The following is a 24141-nucleotide window of genomic DNA, read 5'->3' on the forward strand; positions in this document are numbered from 1 at the left end:
AGTTTAAAATCTATCCTTAAAATTTAACCATCTATACAGAAAGTTCAATTATGGAAACCCACGAAAAAATCCGCTTGATGCGCGAACTGCACAAGTGGTCGCAGGAGGACATGGCGGAGAAGCTGGCGATGTCGGCAGGTGGTTATGCCAAGATTGAGCGCGGTGAAACGCAGTTGAATATTCCGCGTTTGGAACAGTTGGCGGCGATTTTTAAGGTGGATATGTGGGATTTGTTAAAGTCAAATAACAGCGGTTTGGTGTTGCAGATTAATGAGGGCGATAGTGGTGGCGACATTGCCCTTTATGCTTCCGGAGACATGAACGGCAGGCTGGAATTGCTGAAACAGGAATTGAAGCATTGTCGTGAAATGCTGGCGCAGAAAGAACGGGAAATCGAATTGTTGCGCAAGTTGGTTGAAAAGGCAGATTGATTTTGTGGCCGTCTGAAAAAGTTTCAGACGGCCTTTTTGGCGACTTACGGTATAATCGGTACTACGGTTTATTCAAGGCCGTCTGAAATTTCAGACGGCCTCAGTCTATGGTTTTTATGGCAAATACGAAACACAATCAGAAACACAGCAACCAAGTGCGCATTATCGGCGGACAATGCCGCGGCCGTAAGCTGTCCTTTGCTTCGGCAGACGGCTTGCGTCCGACGCCGGATATGGTACGCGAGAAATTGTTCAACTGGCTTGGGCAGGATTTGACCGGCAAAACGGTACTGGATTTGTTTGCCGGCAGTGGTGCGTTGGGCTTGGAAGCCGCTTCGCGCCATGCCAAGCAGGTGGTATTGGTGGAGAACAACCGCCAAACCTTGCAATCCTTACAAAAAAACGTTCGTGAATTGGGATTGACGCAGGTGGAAACCGTTTTTTCAGACGGCCTTGCCTATCTGAAAAATCAGGTTGGAAAATTTGATGTGGTTTTCTTGGATCCGCCGTTTGCGTGGCAGGAATGGGGAATTTTGTTTGATTTGTTGCAAACTCACTTGAAAATCAATGCAATGGTCTATATTGAAGCAGGGAAGATGCCGGAAAAGCCCGAATGGTTGGCGCAATACCGTGCGGGCAAATCCGGAATAAGCCGGTTTGAATTGTTGCGTTATGCGCAAGCTGCTGAACAGCATAGGATTTGAGAATCATTACCTGGGTGTAAACATTTGTTGAAAATACGGTTTTTTCTGCATCTTATGCTATAATCCGCGCCCGTCGGTTTTAAAATTCAATAAATACAAAAGGAAACGAAATGTCGCTCTTTATTACAGATGAGTGCATTAACTGTGATGTATGCGAACCTGAATGCCCTAATGATGCCATCTCCCAAGGTGAGGAAATTTACGAAATCAATCCAAACCTGTGTACGCAATGTGTCGGCCACTATGACGAACCGCAATGTCAGCAGGTGTGCCCGGTAGACTGTATTTTGATTGACGAAGAGCATCCGGAGACACACGACGAACTGATGGCAAAATACGAGAAAATCATCCAATTCAAGTAATTTTTTTATAGAATCAGCTTGTTGTAAGATTTTTAAGAGAATGTTGAAAATATTGCTTGACTTGATAAATGGAAATAAATAAACTAGCGTTCTCTTTTGGAGGGATTCCCGAGCGGTCAAAGGGGGCAGACTGTAAATCTGTTGCGTGAGCTTCGAAGGTTCGAATCCTTCTCCCTCCACCAAAATTCTTACTTTGGAGCAAAAGTAAGTATGCGGGTGTAGCTCAATGGTAGAGCAGAAGCCTTCCAAGCTTACGGTGAGGGTTCGATTCCCTTCACCCGCTCCAAATGACAGTTAGCCCATGTAGCTCAGGGGTAGAGCACTCCCTTGGTAAGGGAGAGGCCGGCAGTTCAAATCTGCCCATGGGCACCATCTCATTATTTAATTTAACCGTATTTTAATTTTTTATTGCACTTAGATAGGATTTATTACCATGGCTAAGGAAAAATTCGAACGTAGCAAGCCGCACGTAAACGTTGGCACCATTGGTCACGTTGACCATGGTAAAACCACATTGACAGCTGCGCTGACGACTATTTTGGCTAAAAAATTCGGTGGTTCGGCGAAAGCTTACGACCAAATCGATAATGCACCTGAAGAAAAAGCGCGCGGTATTACCATTAATACCTCACACGTAGAATACGAAACCGAGACCCGCCACTACGCGCACGTAGACTGCCCCGGTCACGCCGACTATGTGAAAAACATGATTACCGGTGCCGCACAAATGGATGGTGCGATTTTGGTGGTATCAGCCGCTGACGGCCCTATGCCGCAAACCCGCGAACACATTTTGTTGGGTCGCCAAGTAGGCGTACCGTACATCTTGGTATTCATGAACAAATGCGATATGGTTGATGATGCCGAGCTGTTGGAGTTGGTTGAAATGGAAATCCGTGACTTGTTGTCAAGCTACGATTTCCCTGGTGACGATTGCCCGATTATCCAAGGCTCTGCATTGAAAGCTTTGGAAGGCGACGAAGCTTACGAAGCCAAAATCTTTGAATTGGCCGACGCATTGGACAGCTACATTCCGACTCCGGAACGTGCCGTTGACAAACCGTTCCTGTTGCCAATCGAAGACGTATTCTCAATCTCCGGCCGCGGTACCGTAGTAACCGGTCGTGTAGAACGCGGTATCATCCACGTAGGTGACGAGATCGAAATCGTAGGTCTGAAAGACACTGCAAAAACCACTTGTACCGGTGTGGAAATGTTCCGCAAATTGCTGGACGAAGGTCAGGCAGGTGATAACGTAGGTGTATTGTTGCGCGGTACCAAGCGTGAAGAAGTTGAACGCGGTCAGGTATTGGCTAAGCCGGGTTCGATTACTCCGCACACCAAATTCAAAGCGGAAGTATACGTATTGAGCAAAGAAGAAGGCGGCCGTCATACTCCGTTCTTTGCAAACTACCGTCCGCAATTCTACTTCCGTACGACAGACGTTACCGGTGCGGTAACTTTGGAAGAAGGCGTAGAAATGGTGATGCCGGGCGAGAACGTGACTATTACTGTCGAGCTGATTGCGCCGATTGCCATGGAAGAAGGCTTGCGCTTTGCGATCCGTGAGGGTGGCCGTACAGTCGGTGCCGGTGTTGTTTCTTCTGTAATCGCTTAAGTATTAAGGCCAGTAGCTCAATTGGTAGAGTATCGGTCTCCAAAACCGAGGGTTGGGGGTTCGAGACCCTCCTGGCCTGCCAAATAAAAAATTAACCGGCCTGAGTGCCGGTTAATTTTTTTTCTATTTATTTCTTTTTTAAAATTATGTTTTTAACCATTGCATACTTACTGTAAACGGTATGATTTCATATTGTTGACACTATAAAATGCTATGGAAAGTGAGTTTGATATGGCTGACCGTATGCCTGAAGATAAAGCGGAGCAGGTTGTCAAGTCTGGCAATAATGTGCCTTCTCTGCAGCGTGAAGGGTTATTCGCTTATTTTCGGAATTCATGGTTTGAATTCAAGAAAGTAGTCTGGCCTGCTCGTGATGATGCGGTTAAGATGACTATATTCGTCATTGTTTTTGTAGCGGTTTTATCTGCATTTATCTATGCGGTAGATACAGCTGTTTCATGGTTATTTTTTGATTTCTTATTGAAGAGGGGATAAAAATGTCAAAACGTTGGTATGTTGTGCAGGCTTATTCCGGCTTTGAAAAAAATGTCCAAAAAACATTGAAAGAACGCATTGCCCGAGAGGGTATGGGAGATTATTTCGGTCAAATTTTGGTTCCGGTCGAAGAGGTGGTCGATATTAAAAATGGTCGCCGTACGATTAGTGAACGTAAATTCTACCCGGGCTATGTTTTGGTTGAAATGGAAATGACAGACGAATCTTGGCATTTGGTGAAAAGTACACCTCGTGTATCAGGATTCATTGGTGGTACTGCCAATCGCCCATTGCCCATTTCTCAGCGTGAGGCTGATGTCATTATGCAACAGGTTCGCAGCGGTATTGAAAAGCCGAAGCCAAAAGTTGAATTTGAGGTGGGTCAATCGGTGCGTGTAAACGAAGGGCCTTTTGCAGATTTCAATGGTGTGGTGGATGAAGTCAATTATGAGCGCAACAAGCTACGTGTTTCTGTACAAATTTTTGGGCGTGAAACACCTGTAGAGTTGGAGTTTGGGCAGGTTGAAAAGATTTAATTGAATTAGTGTATTGAATTAAAAGAAATTAAGTATTATAATTAAAAATTCGTTTTTGGGGAGCGGAATGGTTCCGCGTTATACCCGTCTTTTAGGAGTTCTTAAGTGGCAAAAAAAATTGTAGGCTACATTAAACTGCAAATTGGTGCAGGTAAAGCCAATCCATCTCCTCCTGTTGGTCCGGCATTGGGTCAGCGTGGTTTGAATATTATGGAATTTTGTAAAGCATTTAATGCTGCAACTCAAGGTATGGAGCCTGGTTTGCCGATTCCGGTTGTGATTACTGCATTTGCAGATAAGTCATTCACTTTTGTGATGAAGACGCCTCCTGCTTCTATTCTGTTAAAGAAAGCTGCCGGTCTGCAAAAAGGTAGTGCAAATCCATTGACTAATAAGGTGGGTAAAGTAACCCGTGCTCAATTGGAAGAGATTGCAAAAACTAAAGAGCCTGATTTGACGGCTGCTGATTTAGATGCTGCAGTACGTACTATTGCTGGTTCGGCTCGTTCAATGGGCTTGGATGTGGAGGGTGTATAATGGCTAAAGTTTCTAAACGTTTGAAAGCTTTGCGCTCTTCTGTTGAGGCGAATAAGTTATATGCGATCAATGAAGCAATTGCTTTGGTGAAAAATGCAGCAACTGCTAAATTTGATGAGTCAATTGATGTGTCATTTAACTTGGGTGTTGATCCCCGTAAATCTGACCAAGTGATTCGCGGTTCCGTAGTATTGCCCAAAGGTACCGGTAAAACCACTCGCGTGGCAGTATTTGCTCAAGGTGCCAATGCTGATGCTGCTAAAGAAGCCGGTGCAGATGTTGTCGGTTTTGATGATTTAGCTGCTGAGATTAAAGGTGGTAACTTGAACTTTGATGTTGTAATTGCTTCCCCAGATGCAATGCGCATCGTCGGCCAATTGGGTACTATCCTGGGTCCGCGTGGTTTGATGCCTAATCCTAAAGTTGGTACTGTAACCCCTAATGTTGCTGAAGCTGTGAAAAATGCTAAGGCTGGTCAAGTTCAATATCGTACTGATAAAGCAGGTATCGTGCATGCTACTATCGGTCGCGCTTCATTTGCTGAAGCTGATTTGAAAGAAAACTTTGACGCATTATTGGATGCCATCGTAAAAGCAAAACCTGCTGCTGCAAAAGGCCAGTATTTACGTAAAGTTGCCGTTTCAAGCACAATGGGTTTAGGCGTTCGCGTAGATACTTCTAGCGTAAACAACTAAAAATTTTCAGACGGCCTTTTTAAGGTTGTCTGGATTTGGGCTACTTAAAATATTAAGTAGATGTCCAAGACCGTAGGGATCGTAAGATTTAATCGTTATTGCCCTACGCAGACGGTAGTCCTGAAACAAATTGCAAGAAAGCTTGTAAGATGTCTTTTTAGGTTACCGCGCTGGTGGAATGCTGTAAAGTATTCTATTGATAAACAGTGGGAGGTAGACCTTGAGTCTCAATATTGAAACCAAGAAAGTAGCCGTTGAAGAGATTAGCGCAGCAATTGCTAATGCGCAAACTCTGGTGGTTGCAGAATATCGCGGTATCAGTGTTGCTAGCATGACCGAGTTGCGTGCAAATGCACGTAAGGAAGGCGTATACTTGCGCGTTCTTAAAAACACTTTGGCTCGTCGCGCAGTAGAAGGCACTTCATTTGCAGGGCTGGCAGATCACATGGTTGGTCCGTTAGTTTATGCTGCTTCTGAAGATGCTGTAGCTGCTGCAAAAGTGCTGCATCAATTCGCGAAAAAAGATGACAAAATCGTTATTAAAGCCGGTTCTTATAATGGCGATGTAATGGATGCTGCTCAAGTTGGTGAGTTGGCTTCCATTCCTAGCCGTGAAGAATTGTTGTCTAAGCTGTTGTATGTTATGCAGGCTCCTGTTGCCGGGTTTGCACGCGGTTTGGCTGCATTGGCTGAGAAAAAAGCCGGCGAAGAAGCTGCTTAATCGATTTTATTTCATTTGAAAATTTATTTTTAATACAATATTTGGAGTTTAAATAGCATGGCTATTACTAAAGAAGACATTTTGGAAGCCGTTGGTTCTTTGACCGTTATGGAATTAAATGACTTGGTTAAAGCTTTTGAAGAAAAATTCGGTGTTTCTGCTGCAGCTGTTGCTGTTGCCGGCCCTGCTGGTGCGAGTGCCGCTGCTGCTGAAGAAAAAACTGAATTCGATGTGGTTTTGGCTTCTGCTGGTGAACAAAAAGTTGGTGTAATTAAAGTTGTTCGTGCCATCACAGGCTTGGGCTTGAAAGAAGCTAAAGACATCGTTGACGGTGCGCCTAAAACATTGAAAGAAGGTGTTTCTAAAGCTGAAGCTGAAGACATTCAAAAACAACTGGAAGAAGCTGGCGCTAAAGTCGAAATCAAATAATCATTATTTGATACTTTCAGTAAAGGCTGGCAGATATCTGCCAGCCTTATTTTGCGTCATAATTGCTCAGAAAATAATTATTTACATTTATTTGCATTTGTATCTTGAAGCAAATATAAATAAATGTAAATAACATCACAAAATTGTCGTCTCAACTTTTTCAGACGGCATTTCCATTCAAAGTCACCCTTCGGAGTGTATATGAACTATTCGTTTACCGAGAAAAAACGTATCCGTAAGAGTTTTGCCAAACGAGAGAACGTATTGGAAGTTCCCTTTTTGCTGGCAACTCAAATTGATTCTTATGCAAAATTTTTGCAATTAGAAAATGCTTTTGATAAGCGTACTGATGATGGACTGCAAGCTGCATTCAATTCTATCTTTCCAATCGTCAGTCACAATGGCTATGCTCGACTGGAGTTTGTGCATTACACTTTAGGCGAACCTCTATTCGATATTCCTGAATGCCAACTGCGGGGCATTACTTATGCTGCCCCTTTACGTGCACGCATCCGTTTGGTGATTTTGGATAAAGAAGCCTCTAAGCCGACGGTAAAAGAGGTGCGTGAAAACGAAGTATACATGGGAGAAATCCCGCTGATGACGCCAAGCGGTTCCTTCGTTATCAACGGTACCGAGCGTGTGATTGTTTCGCAATTGCACCGTTCTCCGGGTGTTTTCTTTGAACATGACCGCGGTAAAACCCATTCTTCAGGCAAATTGTTATTCTCTGCACGGATTATTCCCTATCGCGGTTCATGGTTGGATTTTGAGTTCGATCCGAAAGACTTGCTGTATTTCCGTATTGACCGCCGCCGTAAAATGCCGGTGACGATTCTGCTGAAAGCTTTGGGCTACAATAATGAGCAGATTTTAGATACCTTTTACGATAAAGAAACCTTCTTCTTGTCAAAAGGCGGTGTGCAAACTGAATTAATCCCAGGCCGTCTGAAAGGTGAGACAGCTAAAACGGATATTGTTGATTCAGACGGCAATGTTCTGGTGACTAAGGGTAAGCGCATTACTGCCAAAAATATCCGTGATATTGCGAATGCCGGTTTGACACGCTTGGACATTGATCCTGAAATCTTATTGGGTAAAGTATTGGCGGCTGATTTGATTGTTCCGGATACCGGTGAGGTATTGGCTGTTGCGAATGATGAAATTACAGAAGAATTGCTGGCCAAACTGGATATTCACGGCATTGAGCAAATTACCACTTTGTATGTGAATGAGCTGGATCAGGGCGGTTATATCTCTAATACTTTGCGTACTGATGAGACAGCTGATCAGCAAGCTGCACGTGTTGCTATTTACCGAATGATGCGCCCGGGCGAACCTCCTACCGAAGAAGCCGTTGAAATGCTCTTCAACCGCTTGTTTTTCAGCGAGGACAGCTATGATTTGTCGCGTGTGGGCCGTATGAAATTCAATACTCGTACATACGAACAAAAGTTATCTGAAGCTCAACAAGGTTCATGGTATGGCCGTCTGCTTAACGAAACTTTTGCCGGTGCGGCTGAAAAAGGCGGTTATGTACTCAGTATCGAGGATATTGTGGCCTCTATTGCCACATTGGTTGAATTACGCAACGGCCATGGTGAAGTAGATGATATCGACCACTTGGGTAACCGTCGTGTACGTTCGGTTGGGGAATTAACTGAAAACCAATTCCGTAGTGGCTTGGCGCGTGTCGAACGTGCAGTTAAGGAGCGTTTGAATCAGGCTGAATCTGAAAATCTGATGCCGACTGATTTAATTAATGCCAAACCTGTGTCTGCTGCGATTAAAGAATTTTTCGGTTCAAGCCAATTGAGTCAGTTTATGGATCAGACGAACCCGTTGTCCGAGGTAACGCATAAACGTCGTGTATCTGCATTGGGCCCGGGTGGTTTGACGCGTGAGCGTGCGGGTTTTGAAGTTCGAGACGTACATCCGACCCACTATGGCCGCGTGTGTCCGATTGAGACGCCTGAGGGGCCGAATATCGGTTTGATTAATTCATTGTCTGTTTATGCCCGTACCAATGATTACGGTTTCTTGGAAACGCCATACCGCCGTGTGATTGACGGTAAAGTAACAGATCAAATCGACTACCTGTCAGCCATTGAAGAAGGCCGTTACGTAATTGCACAGGCCAATGCCGAACTGGATGCAGAAGGTAAGTTGACCGGTGATCTGGTAACTTGCCGCGAAAAAGGTGAAACCATTATGGCCACACCTGACCGCGTACAGTACATGGATGTAGCAACCGGGCAAGTGGTGTCGGTAGCGGCTTCCCTGATTCCTTTCTTGGAGCACGATGACGCAAACCGTGCCTTGATGGGTGCGAACATGCAGCGTCAGGCCGTGCCTTGTTTGCGCCCTGAAAAACCGATGGTCGGTACCGGTATCGAACGCTCGGTGGCCGTTGACTCGGCGACTGCCATTGTCGCCCGTCGCGGCGGCGTGGTGGAATATGTAGATGCTAACCGTGTGGTGATTCGTGTACATGATGATGAAGCAACTGCCGGCGAAGTGGGTGTGGACATCTACAACTTGGTGAAATTCACCCGCTCCAACCAATCGACCAACATCAACCAACGTCCGGCCGTGAAAGCAGGCGATGTATTGCAACGCGGTGACTTGGTGGCCGACGGTGCGTCAACCGATTTGGGCGAATTGGCACTGGGTCAAAACATGACCATCGCCTTCATGCCCTGGAACGGTTACAACTACGAAGACTCGATTTTGCTGTCTGAAAAAGTAGCTGCCGATGATCGCTATACCTCTATCCACATCGAAGAATTGAATGTCGTTGCCCGTGATACCAAATTGGGTGCAGAGGATATTACCCGCGACATTCCGAATTTATCTGAACGTATGCAAAACCGTCTGGACGAATCCGGTATCGTATACATCGGTGCTGAAGTGGAGGCCGGCGATGTATTGGTGGGCAAAGTAACACCTAAAGGCGAGACCCAATTGACGCCTGAAGAAAAACTGTTACGCGCGATTTTCGGTGAAAAAGCATCTGATGTAAAAGATACTTCACTGCGTATGCCGACTGGTATGAGCGGTACCGTGATTGACGTGCAAGTGTTTACCCGCGAGGGCATCCAACGTGACAAACGTGCCCAGTCGATTATTGATTCCGAATTGAAGCGTTACCGCCAAGACTTGAGTGATCAACTCCGTATTTTCGATAACGATGCATTTGACCGTATCGAGCGCATGATTGTCGGACAAAAAGCCAACGGTGGTCCGATGAAGTTGGCCAAAGGCAGCGAAATTACTGCCGAATACTTGGCTTCTGCTGCCAGCAAGCATGATTGGTTTGATATCCGTTTGGCGGATGAAGATTTGGCCAAGCAGTTGGAACTGATTAAGCTGAGCCTGCAACAAAAACGCGAAGAAGCGGACGAGTTGTATGAAGTGAAGAAGAAAAAGCTGACCCAAGGCGACGAATTGCAGCCGGGCGTACAAAAAATGGTGAAAGTATTCATCGCCATCAAACGCCGTCTGCAAGCCGGTGACAAAATGGCCGGCCGCCACGGTAACAAAGGTGTGGTATCGCGCATTCTCCCGGTAGAGGATATGCCTTACATGGCAGACGGCCGTCCGGTTGATATTGTACTGAATCCGTTAGGCGTACCGTCGCGTATGAATATCGGTCAGATTTTGGAAGTCCACTTAGGTTGGGCGGCCAAAGGTATCGGTGAGCGCATTGACCGCATGTTGCAAGAGCAGCGTAAAGTCAGCGAACTGCGTGAGTTCTTGAACAAACTCTACAACAGCAGCGGCAAACCTGAAGATATTGACGGTTTGAGTGATGATGAAATCATCGAATTGGCTTCTAACCTGCGTAAGGGGGCTTCTTTTGCTTCTCCGGTATTTGACGGTGCGAAAGAATCGGAAATCCGCGAAATGTTGGATCTGGCCTATCCGAGCGGGGATGCCGAAGTGGAGAAATTGGGCTTTAACGACAGTAAAACCCAAATTACGCTGTATGACGGCCGTTCAGGCGAGGCATTTGACCGCAAAGTAACCGTCGGCGTGATGCACTACTTGAAACTGCATCACTTGGTTGATGAGAAAATGCACGCCCGCTCGACCGGTCCGTACTCGCTCGTTACCCAGCAGCCGTTGGGCGGTAAAGCCCAGTTCGGTGGCCAGCGTTTCGGTGAGATGGAGGTTTGGGCGCTGGAGGCTTACGGTGCTGCTTACACGCTGCAAGAGATGCTGACTGTGAAGTCTGATGATGTGACAGGCCGTACCAAAATGTATGAAAACATCGTGAAAGGCGAACACAAAATCGACGCGGGTATGCCGGAATCTTTCAACGTACTGGTCAAAGAGATTCGCTCATTGGGCTTGGATATCGATTTGGAACGTTACTAAATTGAATTTTCAGACGGCCTTTTATCAACACAGGCCGTCTGAAAAGAAAACAGCATTCGGAATGTGCACAACAAAAAATGTTTAAAGGCCGTCTGAAAGCTGAGTCAGTAGCCCGAATCCTTATCCGCCACGCGGTAAAAATACTTCCTTTAAGGAGCAAAAATGAATTTGTTGAACTTATTTAATCCGTTGCAAACGGCGGGCATGGAAGAAGAGTTTGATGCCATTAAAATCGGCATTGCCTCTCCCGATACCATCCGCTCTTGGTCTTACGGTGAAGTGAAAAAGCCGGAAACCATCAACTACCGTACGTTCAAACCTGAGCGTGACGGTTTGTTCTGTGCCAAAATTTTCGGCCCGGTAAAAGACTACGAATGTTTGTGCGGTAAATACAAACGCTTGAAATTCAAAGGTGTAACCTGTGAAAAATGCGGTGTGGAAGTGACTTTGTCCAAGGTGCGCCGCGAACGCATGGGGCACATCGAATTGGCTGCACCTGTTGCGCACATTTGGTTTTTGAAATCGCTGCCGTCACGTTTGGGCATGGTATTGGACATGACGTTGCGCGACATTGAACGAGTGCTGTACTTTGAAGCATTCGTGGTTACCGATCCGGGCATGACCCCGCTGCAACGCCGCCAATTGCTGACTGAAGACGATTACTACAACAAATTGGACGAATACGGCGACGATTTTGACGCGAAAATGGGTGCCGAAGGTATCCGTGAATTGCTGCGCACATTAGACGTGGCAGGCGAGGTTGAATTATTGCGCCAAGAATTGGAATCAACCGGTTCCGACACCAAAATCAAAAAAATCGCCAAACGTTTGAAAGTATTGGAAGCATTCCACCGTTCAGGAATGAAACTCGAGTGGATGATTATGGACGTGCTGCCGGTATTGCCACCTGATTTGCGTCCGTTGGTTCCTTTGGATGGCGGTCGTTTCGCCACTTCTGACCTGAACGATTTATACCGTCGCGTGATTAACCGGAACAACCGTCTGAAACGCTTGTTGGAGTTGAATGCGCCCGACATCATCGTGCGTAACGAAAAACGTATGTTGCAGGAAGCGGTCGACAGTCTGCTGGATAACGGCCGTCGCGGTAAAGCCATGACCGGCGCCAACAAACGTCCATTGAAATCTCTTGCCGACATGATTAAAGGTAAGGGCGGCCGTTTCCGTCAAAACCTGTTGGGTAAACGTGTGGACTACTCAGGCCGTTCCGTGATTACCGTCGGCCCTTACCTGCGTCTGCATCAATGCGGTCTGCCGAAGAAAATGGCACTCGAACTGTTCAAACCGTTTATTTTCCATAAGTTGGAAAAACAGGGCTTGGCAACCACCGTTAAAGCCGCCAAAAAATTGGTTGAGCAAGAAGTGCCCGAAGTATGGGATATCTTGGAAGAAGTCATCCGCGAACATCCGATTATGCTGAACCGTGCACCGACACTGCACCGGTTGGGTATTCAAGCGTTCGAACCGATTCTGATTGAAGGCAAAGCCATTCAGTTGCACCCATTGGTGTGTGCCGCGTTCAACGCCGACTTCGACGGTGACCAAATGGCTGTTCACGTTCCATTGAGCCTTGAAGCGCAAATGGAAGCGCGCACGCTGATGTTGGCTTCCAACAACGTCTTGTCTCCGGCCAACGGCGAACCGATTATCGTACCGTCTCAAGATATCGTATTGGGTCTGTATTACATGACCCGCGACCGCATCAACGCCAAGGGCGAAGGCAGCCTGTTTGCCGACGTGAAAGAAGTACACCGTGCTTACCACACCAAACAAGTGGAGTTGGGTACGAAAATTACCGTCCGCCTGCGTGAATGGGTGAAAAACGAAAACGGCGAGTTGGAGCCGGTGGTGACACGATACGAGACTACCGTAGGCCGCGCCCTGTTAAGCGAAATTCTGCCTAAAGGTCTGCCTTTTGAATACATTAACAAGGCCTTGAAGAAAAAAGAGATTTCGAAGCTGATTAATGCGTCGTTCCGTTTGTGCGGTTTGCGCGATACCGTCATTTTCGCCGACCATCTGATGTATACCGGTTTTGCCTATGCAGCCAAAGGCGGTATCTCGATTGCGGTCGACGATATGGAAATTCCGAAAGAGAAAGCGGCATTGCTGGCAGAAGCCAATGCCGAAGTGAAGGAAATCGAAGACCAATACCGCCAAGGTTTGGTAACCAACGGCGAACGCTATAACAAAGTGGTCGATATTTGGGGTCGTGCAGGTGACCGCATCGCCAAAGCGATGATGGATAACCTGTCTACTCAAAAAGTCATCGACCGCGAAGGTAAAGAAGTGGATCAAGAGTCGTTCAACTCCATCTACATGATGGCCGACTCAGGTGCCCGTGGTTCGGCAGCACAGATCAAACAGCTTTCCGGTATGCGCGGCCTGATGGCCAAGCCGGACGGCTCGATTATCGAAACGCCGATTACGTCCAACTTCCGTGAAGGTCTGACCGTATTGCAATACTTTATTGCGACCCACGGTGCGCGTAAGGGTTTGGCGGATACGGCTTTGAAAACCGCCAACTCCGGTTACCTGACCCGCCGTTTGGTGGACGTAACTCAAGACTTGGTGGTGGTGGAAGACGATTGCGGCACTTCAGACGGCTTCGTGATGAAAGCTGTGGTACAAGGCGGTGACGTGATTGAAGCCTTGCGCGACCGTATCTTGGGTCGTGTGACGGCTTCTGATGTGGTTGATCCGTCAACAGGCGAGACATTGGTTGAAGCCGGTACGTTATTGAACGAAAAACTCGTGGACATGATTGACCAATCCGGTGTTGACGAAGTGAAAGTGCGTACGCCGATTACCTGTAAAACCCGTCACGGTTTGTGTGCGCAATGTTACGGCCGCGACTTGGCACGCGGTAAGCTGGTCAATGCGGGCGAAGCAGTCGGCGTGATTGCCGCCCAATCGATTGGTGAACCGGGTACACAGTTGACCATGCGTACCTTCCACATCGGTGGTGCTGCCTCCCGAGCCGCCGCCGCCAGCCAAGTGGAAGCCAAATCCAACGGTACGGCGCGCTTCAGCAGCCAAATGCGCTATGTTGCCAACAACAAAGGCGAACTGGTTGTCATCGGCCGCTCTTGCGAAGTCGTGATTCACGACGACATCGGCCGTGAGCGCGAACGCCACAAAGTGCCTTACGGTGCGATTTTGCTGGTACAAGACGGCGAAGCCATCAAAGCCGGCCAAACCTTGGCGACTTGGGATCCGCATACCCGTCCGATGATTACCGAACATGCCGGTTTGGTGAAATTCGAAAACGTCGAGGAAGGCGTAACCGTTGCCAAGCAAACCGACGATGTAACCGGCTTGTCCACCTTGGTCGTGATTGACGGCAAACGCCGCTCCGCCGGTACGTCTAAATTATTGCGTCCGACTGTGAAACTGTTGGACGAAAACGGTTTGGAAATCTGTATTCCGGGTACTTCCACTCCCGTATCGATGGCTTTCCCCGTGGGTGCCGTGATTACCGTACGCGAAGGCCAGGAAATCGGCAAGGGTGATGTATTGGCGCGTATCCCGCAAGCATCATCCAAAACCCGCGACATTACCGGTGGTCTGCCGCGTGTGGCCGAACTGTTTGAAGCGCGTATTCCGAAAGATGCCGGTATGCTGGCCGAAATCACCGGTACCGTTTCCTTCGGTAAAGAAACCAAAGGCAAGCAGCGTCTGATTATTACCGACGTGGACGGCGTAGCCTACGAAACCCTGATTTCCAAAGAGAAACAGATTTTGGTACATGACGGCCAAGTGGTGAACCGCGGCGAAACCATCGTTGACGGTGCAGTTGATCCGCACGACATCCTGCGTCTGCAAGGTATCGAAGCTTTGGCGCGCTACATCGTTCAAGAGGTGCAGGAAGTTTACCGCCTGCAAGGTGTGAAGATTTCCGACAAACACATCGAGGTCATCATCCGCCAAATGTTGCGCCGCGTGAACATTGCTGATTCGGGCGATACCGGCTTCATTACCGGCGAACAAGTCGAGCGCAGCGACGTGATGCTTGAGAACGAAAAAATGATTGCCGAAGGTAAAGAGCCGGCACGTTACGAAAACGTGTTGCTGGGTATTACCAAAGCATCGTTGTCGACCGACAGCTTCATTTCGGCCGCATCGTTCCAAGAAACCACCCGCGTGTTGACCGAAGCCGCGATTATGGGCAAACAGGACGAATTGCGCGGCTTGAAAGAAAACGTCATCGTAGGCCGTCTGATTCCTGCCGGTACCGGTTTGACCTACCACCGCAGCCGCCGTCAGCAGAATCACGTTGAAGAAGCCGAACAAGTGCAGGTTGAAGGTTCGGCAGAATAAACCGATTTAAATATCCCACTTAGATGGCTGAGGTCGTCTGAAAATAACAATCCGTTAGACATATTGTTTAAGGAACGTTGTTTTCAGACGGCCTTTTTTCGTATTTTTGTCACATACGGAACGTATGATGACCCTGTTTTAACTTTACCGACATGGGAACAAAAAAGATGAAGAAATGGATATTGGCGGTTGCCGCCTGCGTAGCAACCTTTGACGTAATGGCAGTGGATAAATTGGTGATTGCGCACCGCGGCGCAAGCGGCTATCTGCCCGAACACACCCTGGCAAGCAAAGCATTGGCGGTAGGGCAGGGTGCAGATTATTTGGAACAGGATTTGGTCATGACCAAAGACAATCATTTGGTGGTGATCCATGATCATTTCTTAGACGGGTTGACCGATGTAGCGAAAAAATTTCCCACGCGGGCGCGAAGCGACGGAAAATACTATGTCATGGATTTTACATTGGCGGAAATCCGTTCGTTGGAAATGACCGAAAACTTCAAATCCGAAGCAGGTAAGCAGGTTCCCGTGTATCCCAAGCGGTTTCCTTTATGGCAGAGCACATTCCGCATCCATACCTTTGAAGAAGAATTGCAGTTTGTCAAAGGCTTGGAACAGTCCACAGGCAAAACCATCGGGATTTATCCCGAAATCAAAGCCCCTTGGCTGCATCATCAGGAAGGCAAAGACATCGCGGCAGCCACTTTGAAACTGCTGAAACAATACGGCTATACCGGCAAGGCCGATGCCGTCTATTTGCAGACATTCGACTTTAACGAACTCAAGCGCATCAAAACAGAGTTATTGCCGAAAATGCGCATGAACGTGAAGCTGGTGCAGCTGGTCGCCTATACCGATTGGGGCGAAACCCAAGAGAAAAAAGGTGGTAAATGGGTGAACTACGATTACGATTGGATGCACAAGCCCGGCGCGATGAAACAAATCGCACGCTATGCCGACGGCGTCGGCCCGGCGTGGTATATGCTGCTCGACGAGAAGAAATCCACCACCGGCCGCATTGCCGTAACGCCGATGGTTGCCGACATACAGTCCACCCGTTTGCAACTGCATCCCTATACCGTCCGACAGGAGACGCTGCCCAAATACGTCAAAAACATCGATGAACTGTATGCAGCTTTATTCAATCAGGCCGAAGCCGACGGTATTTTTACCGATTTCCCCGACACACTGGTACGCTATTTAAAACGTTAAAACACGATTCGACAAGTCACAGGCCGTCTGAAAATCACGTCAAAGCATCAAAGCCGAGATAAGTTTTCAGACGGCCTGAACCCTTTGTAAAACCTGAAAATGCTCAAAAACCTCTAATCCGTCATTCCCGCGCAGGCGGGAATCCGGCTCTGTCGGCTTCAGCAATATTTAGCCATCCGGAGAGTTAAAATTCTGGATTCCCCCGCGCAGCTAATGGCGGGCATAAATTTTCAGGTTCAAACTGAGCTTTGCAAACGACTTGGCTTGTTGTGTAAAAGTCGTGCAAGTAATCACTCACAGTAAAGAAAAGTAAATGACATTTACAAAAGTGCGGGGGGGGGGGGGTAGATTTTACCTGCTGAAACTTGGCACAAACTAACACGATTTTTAACTTTATTTAAAGAAGGGTATTTCAATGAACACATTCAATCGAAACGTCAGCAAAATCACGGCGGCAACGCTTTTGGCTTTAACTTTGGCAGCGTGTGGCGGAGGTGGAGGTGGCAGTCAGTCGCTGAGTACCGACAGCACACCGACAAAAGACAACAAAGTAGTTTCAGTATCTGCTCAAAAAGAACAAGCTATTGGGGAATTAGAAGAGGCGTATGACGTAAAAGTAGATAGCTACAGCGTGAAAATTAACGGGAAAACCTATAAGTCGGGGAATATCGATTTAAGCGGTTTGGGTGAAGGCCTGCAACGGATTAAGATCACGGAAGAAGCTACAGGAACAACAGCGGAAGGCAGTAAAGGCAAAGCGATACGCGACAGTATTCTGCATATCTACCAACAGCCTTATTCAATTGTAGCAGGGGTAGAGGTTAAGGGGGGTACGGTTACCGCCCCTGGATTTAGAGAAACTTTAGATGCAGAAGATGTAGATTTTGACACCGTCAGAGGCTATGCCACCCAAACCCTGCCAAGCAGCGGTAAATTCAACTATGTCGGCGAGGCTCTGAGTCAGGAGCAATCCGGTAAATTCAATTACACCGTCGATTTCGCCGCTAAGACAGGCAGCGGTTTCATTACTGATATTGCCGATGGTATTACGCTGCACGAAGGCCGAATCGGTGAAATATCTCATCGCAATCCTGACGGTATGGAAGTTACTGGCCATGGCATCGGCTCAACTGCACGTTCAAACAGCGGTTTGAGTGGAAGGTATGCACTCGGCTTCTTCGGTCCGAACGCAGATGAAGTCGCCGGTATGGTTCTCCAAGAGAAATCCCCTGGCAAAGATGTAGGCGTAGTCGGTTTCGGCGGTAAAAAACAATAGCGCCTGTTGATGCAGAGTCTTTAACCTGTAGGCCGTCTGAAAGTTTTCAGACGGCCTTTATATGATAATAAACAAAATGATACGGAAAACCTTACTGATTTCGGCCTTGTTTGCTTGTTCCGCAGCATATGCCGAAGAGGGCAAAGTCTTGGATGTGCCGCAAGAGCCGGTCAGTTTTGACAAAGCGCCTGCCATGCCGTCTGAACAATGGCCGTCTGAAAATTTGCCGGAAAATGCCCCTCAATGGAACGAATTGGTCGAAGGCGACGGGCCGGAGCAGCAAATCAACAAAGCGCTGCTGACCAAAGACTGGAAAAAGCTGGCCGATTTGCTGCATCAATACGCCGCGCAGCCGCAACATGACAAAACGCTGTACCGTTACGCATTGGGTGCGCTGCGGCGGGAGCAGTCCCGTCATGGCGAAGCGGTGGTGCTTTACCGCAAAATCGTGGCGGAGCAGCCGGATTTGGTTTATCCGCGTTTCGATTTGGGCGTGATGCTTTTTGAAGACAGACAATATCGGGAAGCGGAGCGGCAACTGCAAAAGGCGCAGGCAGATTTGCCGCCCGCCATGCGCGAACTTGCCGGGCAATACGCCCAAGCGGCAAAAAAAGCACAAGGCTGGCAGCCTGTGTTCCATGTCAATTACGAGCAGACGGACAATGTGAATAATGCGTCGCCCGTTCGCCAAGTCGAATGGGAAGGTCTGACGTGGCATAAAACCGAAGACAGTCTGCCCAAAAGTGCGCACGGCATACGTTATGCCTTGGGGGTGGAGCGTACCTACAATATAGTCGGAAACCATTTTATCCGCTTCGGCCTAAACGGCAGCGGTGTGCATTATTGGGATGCGCAGGATTACAACGAGCAGACCGTGCGTATAAGTGCCGGCTACCGTCATCAAAACAGCCGGCAGGAGTTCGGCATACAGCCGTATATTGAGCAAAACTGGTTGGATGACAGCCGTTATGTCTCTCATGTGGGTGTGGCGGCTGATTATAACCGCCGTCTGAAAGAGCGGTGGCGGATGAGCCAGTATGTCCAATTTGGTGAAAAACGTTATCAAGACAAAGAAATAGCCGAACGTTACGACAGCAGGCTCACGGCGGCGGGTGCTGCGTTAAGCTACCGCATCTCACCGACAGCGCTGGTGTATGGCGGCATAAGCGGCATCAACGACGACACGAAAGAGCGCGAACAGGCGTCTTGGCGTTACGGTATCCATTTGGGCGGTGTCAGACAGTTTGAAAGCGGTATCGGTTTTCGGGCCAATGCAGGCTACATGAGGCGCGAGTTTAAAGCACCGGCGGAACTGGTTTACCGATTTACCCGCCGCGATCACGAGTATCAGGCAGGTGCCGCATTGTGGCATCGGAAAATTTCATGGCGGGGATTGACGCCGCAGTTGAATTTCCGTTATGCGAATATCAGAAGCAACATGCCTGCTTTCTATTCGAGAAGCAGTAAAGAATGGTTTATGAGTGTGGAAAAAGCATTTTGAGAATTTATTGACTGTTCCGATATTTTGTTTTCAGACGGCCTACTGTGGCCAAATGGTTATCCGAAAACGGAAATTGCTGGGTTTGTTCCGAGCAGTGCTTGACTAAGTGCTTGCAAAAAAACTATAATTTCGCTCTTGTCGGCATGGTGTCGGCAAGTATTTAACTCAACAGGACGAGAAAATATGCCAACTATCAACCAATTGGTACGCAAAGGCCGTCAAAAGCCCGTGTACGTAAACAAAGTGCCTGCACTGGAAGCCTGCCCGCAAAAACGCGGCGTATGCACCCGTGTATACACGACTACCCCTAAAAAACCTAACTCTGCATTGCGTAAAGTATGTAAAGTCCGCCTGACCAACGGTTTCGAAGTGATTTCGTACATCGGCGGTGAAGGCCATAACCTGCAAGAGCACAGCGTCGTGCTGATTCGCGGCGGCCGTGTAAAAGACTTGCCGGGTGTGCGTTACCACACTGTACGCGGTTCTTTGGATACTGCAGGTGTTAAAGACCGTAAACAAGCCCGTTCCAAATACGGTGCGAAACGTCCTAAGTAATTCGGACTTCATTAGGCACGTCGGCCGCCTAGTTTGAAAAACGGCCGAGTAAGTGAATACCCGGTTGGGTATTCATGGGAATAGTCCCGACTGAATAGATTTAAAGGAAATTGATATGCCACGTCGTAGAGAAGTCCCCAAGCGCGATGTATTGCCGGATCCTAAATTCGGCAGCGTCGAGCTGACTAAATTCATGAACGTATTGATGATTGACGGTAAAAAATCGGTTGCCGAACGTATCGTTTACGGTGCTTTGGAGCAAATCGAGAAAAAAACCGGTAAAGTAGCAATCGAAGTATTCAATGAAGCCATTGCTAATGCCAAACCTATCGTGGAAGTGAAAAGCCGTCGTGTAGGTGGTGCAAACTACCAAGTTCCTGTTGAGGTTCGTCCTTCACGCCGCTTGGCTTTGGCAATGCGCTGGGTGCGCGATGCAGCCCGCAAACGTGGTGAGAAATCTATGGACTTGCGTTTGGCAGGCGAATTGATCGATGCGGCCGAAGGCCGTGGCGGCGCGCTGAAAAAACGTGAAGAAGTTCACCGTATGGCTGAAGCCAACAAAGCATTCTCTCACTTCCGTTTCTAATTTTGAAAGGCTATTACAATGGCTCGCAAGACCCCAATCAGCCTGTACCGCAATATCGGTATTTCTGCCCATATTGATGCGGGTAAAACCACCACAACCGAACGTATTTTGTTTTACACCGGTTTGACGCATAAACTGGGTGAGGTTCATGATGGTGCGGCAACCACCGACTACATGGAACAAGAGCAAGAGCGCGGTATTACCATTACTTCTGCTGCCGTAACTTCTTACTGGTCAGGTATGGCGAAGCAGTTTAAAGAACACCGTTTTAATATTATTGATACCCCGGGACACGTTGACTTTACCGTAGAGGTAGAGCGTTCTATGCGTGTATTGGATGGTGCGGTAATGGTTTATTGCGCGGTGGGTGGTGTACAGCCTCAGTCTGAAACCGTATGGCGTCAGGCTAACAAATACAAAGTGCCGCGTTTGGCATTCGTTAACAAAATGGACCGTCAGGGCGCGAATTTCTTCCGTGTCGTTGAGCAAATGAAAACCCGCCTGCGCGCGAATCCTGTACCGATTGTTATCCCGGTAGGCGCGGAAGATAATTTCGAAGGCGTAGTTGACCTGTTGAAAATGAAGGCTATTATCTGGAATGAAGAAGATAAGGGCGTGACTTTTGAATATGGTGATATTCCTGCCGATTTGGTTGATACTGCTGAAGAATGGCGTCAAAACATGATTGAAGCCGCAGCGGAAGCCAATGAAGAGCTGATGGATAAATACTTGGGCGGTGAAGATCTTACCGAAGAAGAAATCGTTGGTGCCTTGCGTCAACGTACTTTGGCCGGTGAAATCCAACCTATGCTGTGTGGTTCTGCATTTAAAAACAAAGGTGTCCAACGTATGTTGGATGCTGTAGTTGAATTGCTGCCTGCTCCTACCGACATTCCGCCGGTGCAAGGTGTGAATCCTTCCAGCGAAGCAGCTGACCAACGTGAAGCCAGCGATGAAGCTCCATTCTCTGCTTTGGCGTTCAAAATGTTGAACGACAAATATGTAGGTAACTTGACTTTTATCCGTGTTTATTCCGGGGTGGTTAAATCCGGCGATACCGTATTGAACTCCGTAAAAGGCACCCGTGAGCGTGTTGGCCGTTTGGTGCAGATGACTGCTGCGGACCGTACGGAAATCGAAGAAGTACGTGCGGGTGACATTGCAGCCGCCATCGGTTTAAAAGATGTGACTACCGGTGAAACGCTGTGTGCTGAAAATGCGCCGATTATCTTGGAGCGCATGGAATTCCCAGAGCCGGTGATCCATGTTGCCGTTGAGCCAAAAACCAAAGCCGACCAAGAGAAAATGGGTATTGCTTTGAACCGTTTGGCTAAAGAAGATCCTTCATTCCGTGTTCGTACGGACGAAGAGTCAGGTCAAACCATTATTTCCGGTATGGGTGAGTTGCACTTGGAAATTATTGTTGACCGTATGAAACGTGAATTCAGCGTGGATGCCAACATTGGTGCGCCTCAAGTGGCTTACCGCGAAACCATCCGTAAGGAAGTAGAATCTGAATACAAACACGCCAAGCAATCTGGTGGTAAAGGTCAATATGGTCACGTTGTGATCAAATTGGAGCCTATGGAACCAGGTGGCGAAGGTTACGAATTTATCGACGAAATTAAAGGTGGTGTGATTCCTCGCGAATTCATTCCTTCAGTTGATAAAGGTATTCGTGATACCCTGCCTAACGGTGTGGTAGCAGGCTTCCCTGTGGTAGATGTCCGTGTACGTTTGGTATTCGGTTCTTCTCACGATGTCGACTCATCTCAATTGGCGTTTGAATTGGCCGCTTCTCAAGCATTTAAAGAAGGTATGCGTCGCGCCTCTCCGGCTTTGCTGGAGCCAATCATGGCGGTTGAAGTGGAAACGCCCGAAGAATATATGGGTGACGTGATGGGTGACTTGAACCGTCGTCGCGGTATCGTGTTGGGCATGGATGATGATGGTATCGGCGGTAAGAAAGTACGCGCTGAAGTGCCATTGGCTGAAATGTTCGGTTACTCTACCGACTTGCGTTCTGCAACCCAAGGCCGTGCAACCTACTCAATGGAATTCAAAAAATATGCTGAAGCTCCTGCGAACGTTGCCGCTGCCGTAACTGAAGCTCGCAAAGGCTGATTTAGTCTTTGTATACAGGCCGTCTGAAACTCTGAATATATATATATTTCAGACGGCCATTGTTCTTTAATTGATCTTTATGTAAAGGAATTAGCTCATGGCTAAGGAAAAATTCGAACGTAGCAAGCCGCACGTAAACGTTGGCACCATTGGTCACGTTGACCATGGTAAAACCACATTGACAGCTGCGCTGACGACTATTTTGGCTAAAAAATTCGGTGGTTCGGCGAAAGCTTACGACCAAATCGATAATGCACCTGAAGAAAAAGCGCGCGGTATTACCATTAATACCTCACACGTAGAATACGAAACCGAGACCCGCCACTACGCGCACGTAGACTGCCCCGGTCACGCCGACTATGTGAAAAACATGATTACCGGTGCCGCACAAATGGACGGTGCGATTTTGGTGGTATCAGCCGCTGACGGCCCTATGCCGCAAACCCGCGAACACATTTTGTTGGGTCGCCAAGTAGGCGTACCGTACATCTTGGTATTCATGAACAAATGCGATATGGTTGATGATGCCGAGCTGTTGGAGTTGGTTGAAATGGAAATCCGTGACTTGTTGTCAAGCTACGATTTCCCTGGTGACGATTGCCCGATTATCCAAGGCTCTGCATTGAAAGCTTTGGAAGGCGACGAAGCTTACGAAGCCAAAATCTTTGAATTGGCCGATGCATTGGACAGCTACATTCCGACTCCGGAACGTGCCGTTGACAAACCGTTCCTGTTGCCAATCGAAGACGTATTCTCAATCTCCGGTCGCGGTACCGTAGTAACCGGTCGTGTAGAACGCGGTATCATCCACGTAGGTGACGAGATCGAAATCGTAGGTCTGAAAGACACTGCAAAAACCACTTGTACCGGTGTGGAAATGTTCCGCAAATTGCTGGACGAAGGTCAGGCAGGTGATAACGTAGGTGTATTGTTGCGCGGTACCAAGCGTGAAGAAGTTGAACGCGGTCAGGTATTGGCTAAGCCGGGTTCGATTACTCCGCACACCAAATTCAAAGCGGAAGTATACGTATTGAGCAAAGAAGAAGGCGGCCGTCATACTCCGTTCTTTGCAAACTACCGTCCGCAATTCTACTTCCGTACGACAGACGTTACCGGTGCGGTAACTTTGGAAGAAGGCGTAGAAATGGTGATGCCGGGCGAGAACGTGACTATTACTGTCGAGCTGATTGCGCCGATTGCCATGGAAGAGGGCTTGCGCTTTGCGATCCGTGAGGGCGGCCGTACAGTCGGTGCCGGTGTTGTTTCTTCTGTAATCGCTTAAAAGGATGTTGTGAGATGGCAAACCAAAAAATCCGTATCCGTTTGAAAGCTTATGATTACAGCTTGATCGACCGCTCTGCTCAAGAAATCGTTGAAACTGCTAAACGTACTGGTGCTGTGGTAAAAGGTCCGATTCCTTTGCCAACCAAAATCGAGCGTTTCAATATCTTGCGTTCTCCACACGTGAACAAAACTTCGCGTGAACAATTGGAAATCCGCACCCACTTGCGCCTGATGGACATCGTGGACTGGACCGATAAAACCACTGATGCACTGATGAAGCTGGACTTGCCGGCCGGTGTTGACGTGGAAATTAAAGTCCAATAATCGTTGCTTTAAAAACCGAACGGATAAAACC

Annotated in this window: 20 protein-coding genes and 4 tRNA genes; all 24 read left to right on the top strand. The window is 48.0% G+C overall.

Annotation, left to right across the window (positions count from 1 at the left end; genetic code table 11):
- Nucleotides 1-50 precede the first annotated feature (50 nt).
- Entirely contained in the window at nucleotides 51-431 is a 381-nt protein-coding gene (locus ACM67E_RS00570) for a helix-turn-helix domain-containing protein (RefSeq protein ID WP_416191744.1), read from the top strand.
- Between the two features lie 116 nt (nucleotides 432-547).
- A complete protein-coding gene (gene rsmD / locus ACM67E_RS00575; RefSeq protein ID WP_416191745.1) occupies nucleotides 548-1135 on the top strand; it encodes a 16S rRNA (guanine(966)-N(2))-methyltransferase RsmD in 588 nt (195 codons plus the stop codon).
- Nucleotides 1136-1245: 110 nt separating this feature from the next.
- Nucleotides 1246-1497, top strand: a complete 252-nt coding sequence (locus ACM67E_RS00580) for a YfhL family 4Fe-4S dicluster ferredoxin (protein WP_002215364.1) — start codon at nucleotides 1246-1248, stop codon at nucleotides 1495-1497.
- Between the two features lie 98 nt (nucleotides 1498-1595).
- Nucleotides 1596-1679 (top strand) — tRNA-Tyr (locus tag ACM67E_RS00585).
- Between the two features lie 30 nt (nucleotides 1680-1709).
- Nucleotides 1710-1783, top strand: a tRNA-Gly gene (locus ACM67E_RS00590).
- An 11-nt stretch (nucleotides 1784-1794) separates the two neighbouring features.
- Nucleotides 1795-1869 (top strand) — tRNA-Thr (locus ACM67E_RS00595).
- Between the two features lie 61 nt (nucleotides 1870-1930).
- A complete protein-coding gene (gene tuf, locus ACM67E_RS00600; RefSeq protein ID WP_416191746.1) occupies nucleotides 1931-3115 on the top strand; it encodes an elongation factor Tu in 1185 nt (394 codons plus the stop codon).
- 6 nt (nucleotides 3116-3121) lie between these two features.
- Nucleotides 3122-3197 (top strand) — tRNA-Trp (locus tag ACM67E_RS00605).
- 161 nt (nucleotides 3198-3358) lie between these two features.
- On the top strand, nucleotides 3359-3610 hold the full coding sequence (gene secE, locus ACM67E_RS00610) for a preprotein translocase subunit SecE (RefSeq protein ID WP_416192704.1): 252 nt from the start codon (nucleotides 3359-3361) through the stop codon (nucleotides 3608-3610).
- Between the two features lie 2 nt (nucleotides 3611-3612).
- On the top strand, nucleotides 3613-4146 hold the full coding sequence (gene nusG / locus ACM67E_RS00615) for a transcription termination/antitermination protein NusG (RefSeq protein ID WP_416191747.1): 534 nt from the start codon (nucleotides 3613-3615) through the stop codon (nucleotides 4144-4146).
- Nucleotides 4147-4251: 105 nt separating this feature from the next.
- Entirely contained in the window at nucleotides 4252-4683 is a 432-nt protein-coding gene (gene rplK, locus ACM67E_RS00620; protein ID WP_416191748.1) for a 50S ribosomal protein L11, read from the top strand.
- Nucleotides 4683-5378 carry a 50S ribosomal protein L1 gene (gene rplA, locus ACM67E_RS00625; protein ID WP_416191749.1) on the top strand — a complete coding sequence of 232 codons (696 nt, stop codon included), beginning with the start codon at nucleotides 4683-4685 and terminating at the stop codon, nucleotides 5376-5378. The genes rplK and rplA overlap by 1 nt, the downstream gene beginning before the upstream one ends.
- A gap of 220 nt (nucleotides 5379-5598) precedes the next feature.
- Entirely contained in the window at nucleotides 5599-6099 is a 501-nt protein-coding gene (gene rplJ / locus ACM67E_RS00630; protein ID WP_416191750.1) for a 50S ribosomal protein L10, read from the top strand.
- A gap of 57 nt (nucleotides 6100-6156) precedes the next feature.
- Nucleotides 6157-6528 (top strand): 50S ribosomal protein L7/L12, encoded by a 372-nt coding sequence (gene rplL, locus ACM67E_RS00635; RefSeq protein ID WP_416191751.1) that lies wholly within the window; start codon nucleotides 6157-6159, stop codon nucleotides 6526-6528.
- Nucleotides 6529-6729: 201 nt separating this feature from the next.
- Nucleotides 6730-10908 carry a DNA-directed RNA polymerase subunit beta gene (rpoB, locus tag ACM67E_RS00640; protein ID WP_416191752.1) on the top strand — a complete coding sequence of 1393 codons (4179 nt, stop codon included), beginning with the start codon at nucleotides 6730-6732 and terminating at the stop codon, nucleotides 10906-10908.
- Nucleotides 10909-11070: 162 nt separating this feature from the next.
- The gene (gene rpoC, locus ACM67E_RS00645) at nucleotides 11071-15246 is read left to right on the top strand and encodes a DNA-directed RNA polymerase subunit beta' (RefSeq protein WP_416191753.1); all 4176 of its coding nucleotides are present in this window, start codon (nucleotides 11071-11073) and stop codon (nucleotides 15244-15246) included.
- A 167-nt stretch (nucleotides 15247-15413) separates the two neighbouring features.
- On the top strand, nucleotides 15414-16460 hold the full coding sequence (glpQ, locus tag ACM67E_RS00650; RefSeq protein ID WP_416191754.1) for a glycerophosphodiester phosphodiesterase: 1047 nt from the start codon (nucleotides 15414-15416) through the stop codon (nucleotides 16458-16460).
- 415 nt (nucleotides 16461-16875) lie between these two features.
- Nucleotides 16876-17736 carry a factor H binding protein domain-containing protein gene (locus ACM67E_RS00655; RefSeq protein WP_416191755.1) on the top strand — a complete coding sequence of 287 codons (861 nt, stop codon included), beginning with the start codon at nucleotides 16876-16878 and terminating at the stop codon, nucleotides 17734-17736.
- A 61-nt stretch (nucleotides 17737-17797) separates the two neighbouring features.
- On the top strand, nucleotides 17798-19237 hold the full coding sequence (locus ACM67E_RS00660; protein ID WP_416191756.1) for a surface lipoprotein assembly modifier: 1440 nt from the start codon (nucleotides 17798-17800) through the stop codon (nucleotides 19235-19237).
- Nucleotides 19238-19420: 183 nt separating this feature from the next.
- Complete coding sequence (gene rpsL, locus ACM67E_RS00665) at nucleotides 19421-19792, top strand: 30S ribosomal protein S12 (protein ID WP_002218431.1); 372 nt, start codon at nucleotides 19421-19423, stop codon at nucleotides 19790-19792.
- A 115-nt stretch (nucleotides 19793-19907) separates the two neighbouring features.
- Nucleotides 19908-20378: a 30S ribosomal protein S7 gene (gene rpsG / locus ACM67E_RS00670; protein ID WP_002240962.1), complete on the top strand. Its 471-nt coding sequence runs from the start codon at nucleotides 19908-19910 to the stop codon at nucleotides 20376-20378.
- A gap of 18 nt (nucleotides 20379-20396) precedes the next feature.
- Nucleotides 20397-22502 carry an elongation factor G gene (fusA, locus tag ACM67E_RS00675; RefSeq protein ID WP_416191757.1) on the top strand — a complete coding sequence of 702 codons (2106 nt, stop codon included), beginning with the start codon at nucleotides 20397-20399 and terminating at the stop codon, nucleotides 22500-22502.
- A 97-nt stretch (nucleotides 22503-22599) separates the two neighbouring features.
- Nucleotides 22600-23784 (top strand): elongation factor Tu, encoded by a 1185-nt coding sequence (gene tuf, locus ACM67E_RS00680; protein WP_416191746.1) that lies wholly within the window; start codon nucleotides 22600-22602, stop codon nucleotides 23782-23784.
- A 14-nt stretch (nucleotides 23785-23798) separates the two neighbouring features.
- Nucleotides 23799-24110, top strand: a complete 312-nt coding sequence (gene rpsJ / locus ACM67E_RS00685) for a 30S ribosomal protein S10 (RefSeq protein ID WP_002642322.1) — start codon at nucleotides 23799-23801, stop codon at nucleotides 24108-24110.
- Nucleotides 24111-24141 lie beyond the last annotated feature (31 nt).

It is taken from the genome of Neisseria sp. CCUG12390 (genome assembly GCF_047837985.1).
Lineage (GTDB): Bacteria > Pseudomonadota > Gammaproteobacteria > Burkholderiales > Neisseriaceae > Neisseria.